The sequence below is a fragment of the Shewanella sp. MM_2022_3 genome (assembly GCF_022557375.1).
In the GTDB taxonomy this organism is placed as follows: Bacteria; Pseudomonadota; Gammaproteobacteria; order Enterobacterales; family Shewanellaceae; genus Shewanella; species Shewanella xiamenensis.
Window position 1 is genome coordinate 1 of record NZ_JAKZGV010000032.1, and the last position, 15096, is coordinate 15096.

The 15096-nt window shown below is 41.5% G+C and carries 14 protein-coding genes; 6 read left to right on the top strand and 8 right to left on the bottom strand.

Features of this window, described 5'->3' with window-relative positions; all coding sequences use genetic code 11:
• The first annotated feature begins 849 nt into the window (after positions 1-849).
• Both MMG82_RS14910 and MMG82_RS14915 read left to right on the top strand, forming a co-directional pair.
• Positions 850-1053 carry a hypothetical protein gene (locus tag MMG82_RS14910; RefSeq protein WP_241407028.1) on the top strand — a complete coding sequence of 68 codons (204 nt, stop codon included), beginning with the start codon at positions 850-852 and terminating at the stop codon, positions 1051-1053.
• 281 nt (positions 1054-1334) lie between these two features.
• The gene (locus MMG82_RS14915; RefSeq protein WP_241407029.1) at positions 1335-1538 is read left to right on the top strand and encodes a hypothetical protein; all 204 of its coding nucleotides are present in this window, start codon (positions 1335-1337) and stop codon (positions 1536-1538) included.
• A 134-nt stretch (positions 1539-1672) separates the two neighbouring features.
• Here MMG82_RS14915 and MMG82_RS14920 read toward each other — a convergent pair whose 3' ends face one another.
• The 8 genes from MMG82_RS14920 to MMG82_RS14955 form a co-directional block, all read right to left on the bottom strand.
• Complete coding sequence (locus MMG82_RS14920; RefSeq protein ID WP_241407030.1) at positions 1673-2062, bottom strand: H-NS family nucleoid-associated regulatory protein; 390 nt, start codon at positions 2060-2062, stop codon at positions 1673-1675.
• 441 nt (positions 2063-2503) lie between these two features.
• Entirely contained in the window at positions 2504-3247 is a 744-nt protein-coding gene (locus MMG82_RS14925; protein WP_241407031.1) for an HNH endonuclease, read from the bottom strand.
• The gene (locus MMG82_RS14930; protein ID WP_241407032.1) at positions 3244-4416 is read right to left on the bottom strand and encodes an AAA family ATPase; all 1173 of its coding nucleotides are present in this window, start codon (positions 4414-4416) and stop codon (positions 3244-3246) included. Before MMG82_RS14930 ends, MMG82_RS14925 begins: the two co-directional genes overlap by 4 nt.
• A gap of 82 nt (positions 4417-4498) precedes the next feature.
• Positions 4499-5275: a hypothetical protein gene (locus MMG82_RS14935; RefSeq protein ID WP_241407033.1), complete on the bottom strand. Its 777-nt coding sequence runs from the start codon at positions 5273-5275 to the stop codon at positions 4499-4501.
• A 415-nt stretch (positions 5276-5690) separates the two neighbouring features.
• The gene (locus tag MMG82_RS14940; protein ID WP_241407034.1) at positions 5691-6947 is read right to left on the bottom strand and encodes a Y-family DNA polymerase; all 1257 of its coding nucleotides are present in this window, start codon (positions 6945-6947) and stop codon (positions 5691-5693) included.
• The gene (locus MMG82_RS14945) at positions 6948-7367 is read right to left on the bottom strand and encodes a S24 family peptidase (RefSeq protein WP_172591503.1); all 420 of its coding nucleotides are present in this window, start codon (positions 7365-7367) and stop codon (positions 6948-6950) included. It abuts the gene before it with no gap.
• Positions 7368-7428: 61 nt separating this feature from the next.
• Positions 7429-7659, bottom strand: coding sequence for a hypothetical protein (locus MMG82_RS14950; protein ID WP_172591504.1), 231 nt, complete (start codon positions 7657-7659; stop codon positions 7429-7431).
• A gap of 151 nt (positions 7660-7810) precedes the next feature.
• Positions 7811-8644: a hypothetical protein gene (locus MMG82_RS14955; protein ID WP_172591505.1), complete on the bottom strand. Its 834-nt coding sequence runs from the start codon at positions 8642-8644 to the stop codon at positions 7811-7813.
• 290 nt (positions 8645-8934) lie between these two features.
• On the opposite strand from MMG82_RS14955, the gene MMG82_RS14960 reads away from it, so the two are divergent.
• The 4 genes from MMG82_RS14960 (at position 8935) to MMG82_RS14975 (ending at position 15085) form a co-directional block, all read left to right on the top strand.
• The gene (locus MMG82_RS14960) at positions 8935-10635 is read left to right on the top strand and encodes a DUF3987 domain-containing protein (RefSeq protein WP_241407035.1); all 1701 of its coding nucleotides are present in this window, start codon (positions 8935-8937) and stop codon (positions 10633-10635) included.
• Positions 10636-10696: 61 nt separating this feature from the next.
• On the top strand, positions 10697-11980 hold the full coding sequence (locus tag MMG82_RS14965; RefSeq protein WP_241407036.1) for a hypothetical protein: 1284 nt from the start codon (positions 10697-10699) through the stop codon (positions 11978-11980).
• Between the two features lie 136 nt (positions 11981-12116).
• Entirely contained in the window at positions 12117-13049 is a 933-nt protein-coding gene (locus MMG82_RS14970) for a site-specific integrase (protein ID WP_241407037.1), read from the top strand.
• The gene (locus tag MMG82_RS14975; RefSeq protein ID WP_241407038.1) at positions 13043-15085 is read left to right on the top strand and encodes an AAA family ATPase; all 2043 of its coding nucleotides are present in this window, start codon (positions 13043-13045) and stop codon (positions 15083-15085) included. The genes MMG82_RS14970 and MMG82_RS14975 overlap by 7 nt, the downstream gene beginning before the upstream one ends.
• Positions 15086-15096: the final 11 nt, after the last annotated feature.

The following is a 15096-nucleotide window of genomic DNA, read 5'->3' on the forward strand; positions in this document are numbered from 1 at the left end:
CATTCAGTTAAAACCGTATAATCAGTGTGATACTTTTAATTAATAAAGAATTTATTACTCTCTGGCAATAATGCCCCCATATAAACACCAATATTTAAGCTGCCAAAAGATTAGTAGGTGCTCCCCATACGTTAGCTACCTAGTTAAAATAAGTGGTTATTTATCCCAATACTTGCCACTTTGGTAGTCAGATCGCGCTTGGTTCTCGCTATAGCTTTTATTGTCAATTTTGACACTGCCAACACAACTGGAGTATTTACTAATAAATTCATCTTCATTCTCATCTGACTGGCCAGAGTTTGACATTGCAGTAAACGTTGCGAGCACTATGAAAACATAGACTAATCTATCAAGTGAAATCTTGATACCGGCTATAAAAAGACCATGTAACAATAATCGGAATCACTTTTAACAATTTATACCTGAAACTCATAGCCTCCCCCTACCTTGACGCCCAATTTCAACGCAATCATAGATGATTGTATTGTAATGCACGACAGTGAAACTTTATATGTATCACAACTAAGGTCGTCTGATAGTGAACGGTTTTTAGCGTTTTTAAATCGTGACAGAAATTGTAGACACTCTGTAGCATTACTAAATTTGGATCAATGTTCTGATATTGTGTTAGCTAGATGTCATTTTACTAACGCGTAATGGGGCAAAAATCAGCCAGCCTCAACCCCGTTAGTACACAAATTACTCTTGGCAAGATCATAAATGTCAGTTGTTTACCCAGCTAATGGCAGCAGCTGGAAAGATACAATCAAGTAACTGTGATTTGAAACCATACATTTGTGATTTTGCATTTATAATGTTAGAGATAAAAATCGTCGAAAGGTGCAAAATATGGAAATTACTTTGAAAGAAGATGCTGTGATTATTTATGATCCTGCTAGTGGTTTAGAGTGCACCATGAGGCCTCAAAAGTTTAGACGCAAGATTTTATCTGGTAGTAAGATTCGTATGCGTACTTTCCCAATACCTGCTTATGTTCAAATCCCTTATGAAGACGTAAGCGATGTAATTAAGGCTATTGAAGAGCACTCGTAGTTCATTTAGTTGCGTCTGTAAGGTTAAACTCTATATTGATTAGAAATTCTAAGCCAATTTAGTCGCACTGAAATTTTGCGAGTTAAATTCCTAAATTGTTTAGGGGCAAAAGCTAGTCGAGGGCAGCGAGGAGATTAGCTTGCCGTATTTTCTAATATTTGCAGCTACTCCAAAAGAGATATTTTAGCCGACAAAAGCTTTCTTATGTTGCGCTGAATTTACAAACGCATTACATTTAAATCATAAGGATCGTTCTCTCAACTCTGCGATGGAGATACGTTATGAAGACGCTATCGATTATCTGTCCGCAGGAAGCGCCTGTCTGTATGGATGCTTTGCTCGATTACATTAACACTTGGCATGATGAATTTTACGTCAAGGAAGCAGGTCAATTCGAAATCAAAGTTGACGAAGAAATACTTGATAGTGAAAGATTTATCCTCCGTAAACATTTCCCTTGGGTTACAGTAGACATTCTTAATTAACCATTGGCAAATATTGTAACATAGGCAATTTATGGTAGATTACGCGGGCTGCTATCGCGTACTTAAACCAGTTCTGCAACGCTGAATGAGGCAGAAGAAACTTTCATTAGTCTGTTCTGCTATAGGCGGGGAATTTAGATCAAAAAGTCTTCGATTGAACGGCCATTTTCAATTTGTTGTTTGAAAACAGTTGGCATTCTACCTTGCCCTGTCCAAGTGACAGTTTCACCTTCAACTACGATTGAATATTTAGCTGGACGTGGTGCTCTTGTGCTTTTTACTTTAGCAGTAACACCACCAAGATCATCAAGTGACAAACCAGCGGACTCAATCATCTTCTGAAGTTCTGCAATTTTCGCGATACGCTCAGCATTTGCTTCAGCTTCAGCATTCGCTTCTTCTTCTCTTTCAGCAATGATCTTACCTAATTTTTCGTATACATCTTTTAGTTCAGCAACAGATAGCTCTTTAACCGAAGCTTTTAATCGACGAGCATGAGTTAAGATCTCTAAAAATTCAGACATTGTATTTCCCCAATAAATTTGTATTACAGCAATATAGCTGATTTTCAGTTTGTAATGAATAAATAAAGAGTTTCAATTTTAATAAAGCTTAACATGCAGAAACCGTGTGTTTTCGAGCAGATTTAAGCTGTTTTCGAAGCGAATTGCTCGATTTTATCGATAGACTTCGATTATGCATACAGAACTGCATAAATAGTCAGATTTTGACTCATATCTGACTTCTAACTAGCTTAGGCGTTCAGAAGCATGTCAGCACACAACGAACACGAGATCTCTGGGCTTTATGCGTGAATCTGTCTGTGAGAGACTGACTCACAAGCTCACTTTGGGACAAAAACGTTTTAGGTCGTTGGTGTATCAGGTGCATTTCGCATAAAAATTTCTATGGGCTAACGCCTCAAACACCGGCGCAGCTTCGCTGCGTCCGTGTGCTTTGAATTGTTAAACGCATTTAAGAACTAGATCCTTTGAGTTTTCCAAAAGCGTATCTAAAGTATCATTCCACAGGTCATCTCTTTTCATCTCATGAACAAGCTCATTGAAGCTTGTGTCACTGAGCACTAAAGTTGATGTGGTAGCTGCATAGATTGCTTTTGGCTGGCACTCCGAAAGAATACCCTCAACAAGGTTAATCAACCTGTTTTTTGATTGAGTTCTGCCGTTTTTTTTGTAAATGGAATACCGCTCCCAAGCCATATCAATGAAGTCAGCTATCTGACTCCCGATTTCAAATCTTTTCAATACAAGTCGTTCTTGGTTGTTCAGACCGACTACGTCAATACTATTTCTTCCTAGCGGTGTTAGGCCTCGCATCCGATAAAACCTCATAGCCAAATGGTCTCTAGGATCTTGGACGTAAGGATTCAATATGGGCTCGGAAATCACGTCATGAGTACTCTTCGAGCCATTACACCTTTTGCATGAAGGCAGTAGGTTTTCCCATGTCACAACCTTATCTGGGTTATGTTTTTTGTCTTCGTAATGTTCAACTTCCATATATTTGCTCTCTTCAGTTAGATCACACTCACAATACGAGCATTTACCAAAGCTGGAGTGAAGCAAAGGTATCTTTATTTGATCTACATTCCATACTGAAGATCCACTTTTCTTAAATTCATCTACAAGTTCACTAACTTTTTGATCGGTAAGGAAGCTAGGCTTTGGAAATCTATCTAACTTAATCATGCCTCACCTTTTACCGAAGCCAGTTGAAATTTTAATAGCTTCCTTAAGTGGTTTTCAGGATGAAGTAATAATTCTAATTCTTGGTATACTATTTTAGCTATGTTGTAGTTATCTGAATCGATTGCTGCTTCGAACTTTGACATCAATTGATAGTAAGTTTCAGTCCGAGTGTCAGACATCCCCATTACGTCTGTAAGAACTTCCTCTACAGTCCACCCCTGAAAGCCATAAGAGCCACCATTTAACTGCCTTCTATACACATCACCTCCATTTAGGGCTAAAGCAATAATTTCATTTGGTTTTGCATTTTGTATAATATGGGGGCTATGGGTTGATGCAATAAACTGAATCTTTGGGAAAACATCGACCAATATACTAGCTATTTTTGATTGCCACTCAGGGTGCAAATGAAGCTCAAGTTCATCAATCAGAATAATCCCATCAAACTCATCAGCTTTAATACAAGGGGATTTAAAGCGAAGCTCTATATCCTTAATTATGCCGAAGATGATTGACAAGCATGACTTAAATCCAGATGACAAATACTCGTAATAAATTTCGCCACTTGGCGAATCGATCATTATCTCATTGGAAGAAGCAAGAACTTTTTTGAAGCTAAAACCTTCATTAAGTAATGAAAAAGCTTTTTTTGCTATTTCTAAATTGTGTAGCTGTTCATCCGTTAGTGCACCTTTATGCACTGAATAAAGATAGCGATTTACAAACCAATTCTTAACCTCATGAATATTGACACCAAATTTTGCCTCTTCAAATGATGTACTGGTACTTTTATCAGCATCTTTTGAAACCGCATGCAGCTGCTGGTATTGAAATGTTCTAGTAACTTTTAGCGAAAGTAATTTTCCTGCATAACGATGCAGGCCACTAATACTTGAAGGTTTGTCTGGATCAAAATCTCCAATGGTGACGTTTGAATTCAGAATGCAGTTATCTATCTCAACAGTCGCTCTAAAGTTACCGTGTTCGGTCGAAACATTTCTCTTTAGAATATTTGTTGAGTTGGCGGAAAACGAATGCGCTACACATTCAAGTACTGTAGTTTTTCCAATTCCATTTGGGCCACAGATAAAATTCATATGGTCATCAAAATCTATATGTAGACCTTTTATACCACCAATTCCTTCAATATCTATCGACTTTATCTTCATATTATTTCCAATAGTCGGAGCATTTATCGCTTAACGCTGTTTTCAAGTGCGCCGTAGGCGTCACTTGGAAAACCTTGTTATATCAATTTTTCTTCCAAGAATTTAAAGATACATTTTTATACTTACTTCTTATATAAGAAGTAAGATCCTTGTAGCATATTTCATATTCGTTTTTGATTATGTTAGCTTCAGCTATCACCTTATTACTAACATCGATAGGAAGCTCAGGGTTCAATGCAAGATTATGATTTGTCCCACGGAGGTCTAGCCTAGAAACGAAGAGATTAATTTTTTCATAACTAGCACCTGAAAGCCATTCTAAACGCCCTTGGGAATGGAAGAACTTATCCAATTTTTCATTTAGAGAAGAATCTGAAAATGGATAGATATGCGGATTTGATTTTTTAAATAGATCCCATGTTTCCAGAGAGCCAATCAAATCTAGTGTAAAAAATTCAGGAAATCCGTCGAGAAATATTAGTAATCGCGAATATGGAATATATTCAAACAGAGAGCTTAAAGCCCTTTCGATCACTTGATGATCGCTATTTTCTGACGGGACAGAATTCCTGGCGTTAAAATTTTTGACCTTTTCGTACAGCCTAGCTCGATAGCTTATAAGTTCATTTTTTGTATAGTTTTTCGTTTGGCTGGTTTTAGAGTCATATTTGTCGTGATGCTCAAGGCATAACCATACCAGATTATTTAAACTGTCATTTGAATTATCTTGATCTAAATGAGCAACCTGTCCGCTTTTCTCTTTAAAATCAGCTTCGAGACAGAAACACAATGCACACCTACGAGCACTCAAGGTAAATAATTCCGTTAGTATCGCATCAGATATTTTCTTTCTCGCCATATAACTCTCAACTCACTTATTGATATAACATTTTATTAGTGCGCATGCGCGTTTACCTCGTTGGACCAGTGAAAACGTGCACAGTTAACTATCTGTATGCAAAGAACTTATCAGCATTCTGTTAAATATACCATCTGGAAAAATGCGCATGCGCGTTTCCCAAACCTATTATCTAACCTATAGGTTTTATAATTGCATGATTTTAATCATATTTATTTATATTGGAATGTGAATACGCGCACGAAGTTGGGATAAAAATCGTCATAATTTCAATATGACTGTATGCCTGTCCAGCTTTTAGGCATTTCAAAGAATTGCAAAATTTGAGTGAATTGGATGAGAATTTCTAGGCGAGAAAGTCTGCGTTTGACTGCGCCACAGACAACGAGTCAACTCGTTTTGGGGCATAACTTCGTTAGCACTTAACGATCGGCATACTTCGCCATTTAGTAGTGTATTGGGGCGTTAACAAATCCCTCCGCATTGCCCATTTTTGCTCTATGCCTTGAGCTGCGATAAACAGAGTATCACTGCCATAGCGTTGGTTAATGTGATCGAGTGTAAGCATCAGTGCTGGCTTTGCTGTCGGTGGATTGAACAAGTCTAATTGGCTGTGTTTCTCGCTCGCTAAATCAATCAAACCTACGCCTATCTTGTAATAGCGTACACCTTCACGAAATAGCTTGGGGGCGGCTTCACACACTGCTTTCGTCAACTCTATCGTACAGTTCGTCGGACAAGGAAAGTGCACCACGGTTTTATAGCTAACAGGGCGCTCATCATGGGGTGAGTTACTCGCAAATAGCAGCATCGTCTTGCAAACCGAGCCTTGCTTGCGTGATTTAGCTGCTGCAATCCCCACATGCTTGCTCAGCGCTTGCAGTAACGATTCAAAATCAGTGATACGCTCACCCATGCTTCTTGTCGAGAATATCTGCTTCTTATCAGCCCTCGCTTCATCCCACACCTTGCATACTTGGCCGTTAAGCTCTCGTACTGTGCGCTCGACTTCAATGCTGAACTGTTTACGGGCTAATCCTGCTGGCATGTTCGCTAGGTCAAATGCAGTACGGATATTCATCAGTTCAAGCTTTGCACTAAGCCTGCGCCCAATTCCCCAAACATCACGTATTGCTAGCTGCTTTAGAATAGCGGTTCGGTCTTGGTCATTGTCGATAACACAAACCCCTTTATAACCCTCAATCTTCTTAGCAGCATGATTAGCCAGTTTTGCTAAGGTCAGAGTTTCCGCTATCCCCACGCAAACAGGTAAGCGAGCTTCTTTCCAAACTGCCCGCCTTATCAATTGACCCTGAGTATGAAGACATTTTATCGCTGGATAGCAGTTCTTAAACGACAAGAACGTTTCATCGATGCTATAGACATGCTGCTCAGGCGCAAAGCGGCCAATGATATCCATCATCTTGCTAGACAAGTCAGCATACAGTTCATAATTAGATGAACACGCAATCACACCACGCTCCGCACACTGTGCTTTGACTTGAAAGTAAGGTACAAACTTCTGAATACCCGCCTCTTTTGCCTGCCTATTGGCGGCAACAATCATCCCATCATTGTTACTGAGCACAACAACAGGCTTACCACGCCAATCAGGTCGGAATACTTGTTCCGCACTACAGTAAAAGCTATTGGCATCGACTAGCGCAAACATCTACTTTTTACCCAATTTTTTACTCAATACAGGACTTTTACGGTGGCAACGAATAGAACGAGTGATTACGCCTTCAATACTAAACTCGTCGTATTCATGAATAATGACAGGCAGGTGTTGCTGATTAGAGGAAAGCAGTAAACGGCGGGGGATATCAATGATTTTACAGACAAACTCCCTATTTAAATTGGCTACAATGACATCGCCATTTCGCACCGTCTCGTGGCGGTCAACAATGAGAATATCACCATCAAAGATGCCGACATCTTGCATCGAGTCCCCTAGGGCATAAGCCATAAAAGTTGAGCTAGGGTGGTCGACCAATAGCTCATCCAAACTTAGACCTAGCTGAGTGTATTCAGCCGCAGGCGACTCAAAACCTGTAATGCCAGCACGGGCAGGAATAGGGATAACACGCATAGCAATGAACCACTGTTAATATATACAGTAATTATAGTCGCAGAATAGCAGCTAGCAAGATCTATTGAACGACCTCGACATAACACCATTGGTTCTTTTCTTTATCGAATGTAGCACTGATGTGCATTGGTGAAGTGTCGCCCTGCTTAGCTCTGAGCAACGCAACATCGGAAACCTCCGACAAGTCATCAATACATTGAGGCTGAGTTAGGGAGTATAAAAACATGGCAGCATAACCGAAAGTGGTTAACGCAGCTGTCGCGACAAGAACACGTATAGGTCTGAAAACCATAGACTAGCCATCCTTAGCGCAGAATCAAAATACCATTTATCAACATGACGATAGTATAGATTTGGCTTAGCGCAAGTAGGGCTTTTGCATGAATGCCACTGATCTCTAGAAGGATTTCCCCTTATGAGAACTAAAAGTATAGTCTCTAGAACTAACTCTTCCAAGGAAGAACATAGTCAATCAAGCGACGTACCACCAAATCAGCGGCCTTTTGCTTTCTTCTCCAATCTCTAAACTTTGTAATGTGCTTAGTACATTTGCTTAACCCACCAGTAAACTCTTGCCAAAACTGCACATGTTTTTTAGATGAAAATCTTCCATTGTTTAAAGAAGATATGCCAACAACCGCTGATTCAATTTTCTTTCTAAATGTGGAAAACTCAGCTTCTTTACTTCTAGCAACCTTGACGTACAGATTTAACTCCAAAATGGTATCAAAATCTATAGGTAAACGATTCACACTATTAGGTAGCAGTATTGACTGTTTGCTCTCAAAATCAACTTCAATTGTATAAGCACCGATGGAATACCTTTCTTTTAGTTTTTCCAGCTTTAGAGGTTCGCCATTTAAACAATCTCTCTTTAGATTTTTCTTCTTTAACTTTCGCTCTTTTCTCGTTCTTTCGTAACTAGCATTAGAGCGTTCACAATTCAAATAGTCCTTAAATATTGATTTAATTGATTCCAATTGCTCATATAGACACATCCACAAATAAATGTATTCATCTCTCCTTTTTCTTTGACCGAACTCTTTCTTGAATTTTGAGTGAATTTCAATAAACAATTCCACTGATTTAACTTGCTTTTTAACTACTTTTTTTCTCGAAATATATGATACGAAGCCATTCAAAAGCTTAGGAGTAAGTAGGCGACGGCGCTTGTCATTCGAACCTAGCACATCTACATCAACGCCTTTAACACGGTAAAAACCGTAGTCTTCATGTTCTTCATAATCCCCAATCCACTCAGCTCTGTCTTGTGTCATTGACATCTATCCGTATACAAATACATAATTATTAAAAATAACATCTTTCCGAAATTAATTGCAATTAGTTACAATTAGTTACAATGATTTACATAAAATTCTAATGGTATTTTTTAAAGAATTACTGATATTTCCCTCAGATGGGGCTCGCTCTGGCAACATAACCGCATTTCGTTAGCCCCCCTAAAAACCACAACACCGATTGCGCCAAATACACCTCTATAAACTAGGCATATCTGCTATGGGACTTCACAAAGCAGATTTCCATAAACAAGTTAAAGAGGTTTTCTATGTCAATCTCCAAAATTAAACGCAAACCCGAAAACGTAAAATCCAAAGTTCATAAGTCTGGTAATCCATTAACCAAATTGGAAGCTAAGAAAAAAGCAGAAAAGACTAAGGCCACTAAACAGACGACAGTGGAGAAACCAAAGCTATTCTTTCTAACTGATTTCAAAAAACGTGTTCTCTCTCAAACAAAACCGTTAAAGACACACCTTGTGTTGCCAAAGCTTGGACAAGCAATTGCTCAATCAATAGCAGCTAAAACCGAATCGCGTATTGAGTTTTCGGTCGTGCCTCTTTTAGTAGTTTTGAGTGCAGCTATTGCTAATCGCTTTAAAATTCAACCTGACGTAGATAATGAACTTCACGTCATAACACCTAACTTGTCTGGCATTGTGATAGCCAATCCTGGTAATCGAAAGTCTGCGCCGGTATCTGCAATTGTCAGTATCCTTAACCTTGTACAGCAACATGCTAACGAAAAGTATGAACTTGATTGTGAACAGTTCAAAATAGAACAATTGAAGGCAAAATCACACAATAAAGCTGTTGAAAATACAGTCCAAAAGTTGAATGCGCAACTTGTCAACCTAAATAGCCAATCAGAGGATATAGACGTTCTTCAAATCGAACATCTAAGGCAGCAGATTGATGCATTGGTCAATAGTCTTCTCCCTCTCCCAAAGCGTCCATTGGAAAAAACCTTCTGTTTACAAACAGTAACGATGAAAGGATGTATTGGGCTTGCGGAAAGCCAAACCGAGCCAATTTTGATCTACAGAGATGAAATGACACCATTGCTGACAGATATGTACTCTAGCAAACATGCGGAATTGCGACGTTTTGTGATAGAAGGAATGGACGGTAAGAACCAATACACGAATGTCACTGCATTTAACAATACACGCACAAAGCATCCACCAATCATTAGCCTACTTGGAACGACACAACCTTCGACCATTGCAAAATCGATCAACAACATTGAGTCAGGGAAATGGCCTGATGATGGTTATCTTGACCGCATTCAACTCATTGCATTTCCGAGCGAGCAGGAAGTGGTTGGCCCTAGAAAAGCTAACTTGAGTTTAGATTCGGATACTGACAACTGTCTTGAAACATTTGAAAAACTACTTTCTGATTTCTATCTTCACACAAGTGGCAGTACCGATTTTGTCAACGTCACACTGGATGATGATGCCAAAAGTAACTTCAAGACATATAAAGAAAAAATCATCAAAGCACAGCAATCAAACGCAATTCCAACCAGCATCAAGAACAAGCTATCAAAGTACCCCGACATGATATTAAGTCTGGCACTTATCATAGCTGTACTTCGTCAATATGAAGCAGATCCTAACTCCCTTTTCACACTCAAGACACTTATTGGGCAAGATCTAGACATGGCTTGGAAGTTGGCAATGCATTACTTCAGTCACCAGAAAAAACTTTGGAACGTTGAATCTCCAATGATGACAAACGCACTGAAAATCCTTCAACACATCAATCAACTAGTGGATGAAAATAAGTGCTTCACGACTCGTGATATCACTCAACGCAATTGGGCTGGGATCAAAAATGACAACGACAAAGCCAAAAAGGCACTGGAAGTGCTGGTCAATGAAGGGGTTATTAAATCTGTAAATACCAACAAGAAGACCGGACGTCCCTCTGAAAAATGGCAGGTAATTGTCAATATCGTTGATTAATTCGGTTTGTGATGGGGAGGCATCCCTCCCCTCTATTTAACAGTTTACAGAGAGAATTCTAATGAAACACAAATCATCTAAATCAATCATTAATAGTACTATGTCTAATAGTTCTAAGTACTTAGACCACACTAACAATGATATTCACATTACACCAGATAACTATCTAGAAGCCATCCCTGAGTATCGTGTTAGCCATAACGCGTTTGTCTCTAAGTCTATGCACCTACGTCTAGCCGAGCATACAGCGCTAAACGTGATGGACACAAAAGCGCTGAAATACGCATTGCAACATGCCACTGTAGGTTATGTCTCTGATAGCGCGAAAGGCCTGCACCTTCAGAGTATTTTGCTTGCATCTCAATTAGCCAATCCGCAGGCATGGGCGTGTTATCCCATCATCGATAAACTGCATATTACTGTGGATGTGGCTGAAGATGAGATGAATGAGCTATACCGTCAATTTCCGTCTATCTATGAAAGCACTCAATTCAAGTGCTCTAAGAAAAAAACTAAGCGCCAGAATGGCCAATTCTATAGTGATTTACTGACATTCTCATTAAAGACTGATAAGACTGCACAGATACGCATTTTCTTTGGTGATAACGCTAAAAGTCGTGCCACCAAGCACAATAAGCTAAGATTTGAGCTTATTCCGGCGAGGTTTACGCCTAAACAGATTAGTGAGTTTTTCTATCAACTTAAGCACTCTAAGTGCATTAAGGACTATAAGGCCAAGATGCAAAACGCTAAGGTCACTCGTTGTGATGTCGCCATAGATTTGTTTTGTATTTCAACTCCCTTAGTGATTGTAGATAAGCCAAAGGTTAAACATTTTAGTAACCACAGTCAGCATGAGCATAAGGAAATGCGCTTTGTTCAAACGATGTACATCTGCAAGCAAGGTGATAGCCACATCGTTGTTTATAGTAAGTCAGAAAAGTTGTTAGAGAAGTCGCATAAACAGGCCAAGAATAGGCTATCGATGCTCATTAATGAAGACGGTAACCCCTTATCCATCTCACGATATGAAAACGTCTACCGCCCCCAGCAGTCTGGAAGCACTTTGTTGCTGCAAGACCTACATAAAATGAGTCACTTGTTTAAATCTGTCGAAATCTATAACCCTGACATACTCAGCAATTTAAATGAGGCAGAACGCAAATTAGCACTTAGAGATGGTCTAATGGTTTATTTGAAAAATGAGTACGATGAAACCGCCTTTATGGCACGAAGTGAAATGCTTCAACGCCATGCAATGTTTATTAATCGTAAACAATTTAAATCGATGCAAGAGAAAGTGCTGCGTAAGTTACGAAAGTGCATCATATCGCCCAAAGCTTAGCCAAGCTAACCGTGTCAAAAACAGCGGCTGAAAAATAGCCGCTCTTGTGATACCATACTCTTACAGTGTGGTATCACTATTCCCTTCTGTTTCAATCCCCTAGCAACATATCAATCTATTCTTACTGGAGTTATCTATGACTACAGCGACTGCTTATGCGCTCTATTTGAGCCGTCTTGCGCCCAACAGTCAGCGCTCGATTGCTTCGCAGATGCGCAGCATTGCACAGCTAATGGACTGGCCTGACGAAGCGATAGGCAAGCAACTCAGCAGCATTAACTATCAACAAGCGATGCAGATACGCGCATTGCTAATCCACGAGCAGTGGTCGGCGCGCTCGATTAACCGTGCGATGACTGCGATTAAGAGTATTGTCAAAGTCGCGGCCTTAATGGGTGAAGCCGATATGCAGCAAGTCGCGCATATCAATAGCATCGCTAACATGAAACACGGTGCCCATCAGGGTAATCCCCTGAGTGCTGAGCAAGTCACTAAGCTACTCGCCTTACTTTCCAAACGCCAAGACACGTATGGACTTCGTACATTAGCTATCTTTGCGCTGTTCCTCGGAACTGGGTTACGTCGTAGTGAACTCGCGGCACTGACACTTGCCGATTATGACAGTGTAACGTCAACGATTAAGGTGGTTGCAGGTAAAGGCAACAAGAGCCGCATTCTGTTCTTACCCGATTGGGTTGAACAGCATGTCATCGCTTGGCTCAACGTGCGCAAGATGCACTCAGGACCACTCATTTGCCACTGCCGCACGACTGGCATTATGGTCCATTACCGCCCCGTGAGTCGGGATGCGCTCTATCGGTTGGTCAAAGACAAGCTAGGGGATATCGGCGTAATGGGTGCATCCCCCCATGATTTGCGCCGCACCTTTATTACTCGGCTACTAGAGCAAAACGTTGATATCAACACCGTGCGCCAAATGGCAGGCCATGCGGATATCAGCACCACCACCATTTATGACAAGCGCGGTGATGCCTTTATGCGTGAAGCCGCTGCCACCCTGAACTATGTGTCAGCACCGAATGAACGGGGCGGGAAAACAAAATGCTAAAGCGTGCAAAATCCCCCCGTAAATGGCGCGCCAATCATTGCCACTACCTCGCCTCACAGTTTAGTGAAGCATTGATTTTTGCCCTCATTACCGTCGATAAGGAAGTGCCATCCTCAATACTGGGCGCAATCACAGGCGAGCAGATGGAGCCGTTTCTTCGCCTGAGCCTAGAAGATGCATCACTCAAACTACCAAGCAAAGACCGCGCACCGCTCAACACGGCAACGGTTAAGCATAATGCGCAGTTTCTTGGTCAGTTGTTTGGCTTAATGCCGCAGATGCAACCTGTAGTAGAATTCTTGATTGTCATCAATGCCAATGCCGGACTCAGGGAGTTAACCGAATTCCTGATTGATGATGACTTTGATGTACTTGAACGAATGCTACAGGCTAAGACAACCCTTGATTTAGAGGTCATCCTGTCGCAGTTAGCGGTGTTCGAGCGCTATCAACTGATTGCAGAGGCGACCTTGGATGCACCTTACCGATTGCTGTTCCCAAGCGTACTGGTATCCATTTTAGTGTCGCAGAAGTTAACGAGCGCGGTCGACTTCTTAGCCCCTATGCTAAGTAAAAGCCCCGAGGCACAATTTAGTCTGTCGCAATTTGGGCATGTGAACACTGACTTACTGGCTAACTACCTTGCTGCCATTACTCAAAAGCCCTCGGTAGGCGTCAATATCCTGCTCTATGGTAAAGCGGGTACAGGTAAAACTGAGCTGGCTCGGACATTGGCAAAGACGATTAAGCGCAATCTACTGGAAGTCCAAAGTCAGCAGTTAATCGAGAGCCAATACCGAAATGACAATATCGCAAAGGCAACCAGCATACGCCTTGCTCACCTGAACTTGTTACAAGGTCTACTGGCTCACAGCAATGACAGCTTGTTACTGGTCGATGAGTGTGAAGCGTTGTTCGTGCAAGCCGATGAACAGTATTCCAAAGAACAGTTGATGCAGGCGTTAGAGCAAAACCCTGTCCCTGCCATTTGGATCACCAACCATGTTGGCTTGTTAGAACCCAGCTTTATTCGCCGTTTTAAGTTGGTGATGGAAGTCCCTGTACCCGATGAACCCTTTGCCTATGCCATCAATGAGCACTTACTAACACCGCTTAAAGTGTCACAGGACTATCACCTGCTACTGGCAGAAAAGCCTAATGTCACCCCCGCAATGGTTGGTAATGCAGCCCATGTGGCGATGACACTCAAGCTCAAAGGTGCCAAGGCAGAAGTCCTTATTGATGAAGTGATTGATGCCACCTTAGAAGCCTGTGGTGAAGAAGCGCCGCCGCCAAAGTATCAAGGGGAACTGGCGTTCGATAGCAACATGGTCAACTTCAAAGGCGGTGATGATGCGGCAAGTATGACTACCGTAGAAACACTGGCCTCGATTAACCATGCCGTTAAGCAGGCCATGCCGATTAGGGTGATGCTAAGTGGTCCCCCTGGTACAGGCAAGACAGCATGGGTACATCACTTAGCTGACACCCACGGCTTTGAGCTGATGCACATCAAATGCTCTGACGTACTCAGTAAGTATGTCGGGGACAGCGAGCAGAACATCGCAAGGCTCTTCAGAGAAGCGCACAAACAGCAAAAGCTGATGCTCATCGATGAAGTCGACAGCTTGCTCAGCAAACGCGATAGTGCTCAAGCGCTGCATGAAGTGCAGCTCGTTAACGAACTGCTATCACAGCTTGAGTGCAACACTCTGCCCGTGTTCGCTGCAACCAATGCCCTTGCTAGTATTGATAGTGCGGTCATGCGCCGCTTTGATTTCAAGTTGGCATGTGACTATTTAACGAGTGACCAACGCCAAGCGCTGTATCGGCAAGTCCTTGGCATTAAGCGCCTGACCCATGAAGAAGTCTCAACCCTAAACACCCTAAACCAATTAACGCCCGGCGACTTTGCCATCCTAGCAAGACGCCAACGTTTTGAACCCAAGCGCGACCACCGCGCAACCGCCCTAGCGCTACTCACCACCGAGAACAACCGCAAACAAGGGCAACCCCGTATCGGATTTATCCGCTAACACCCACTAAA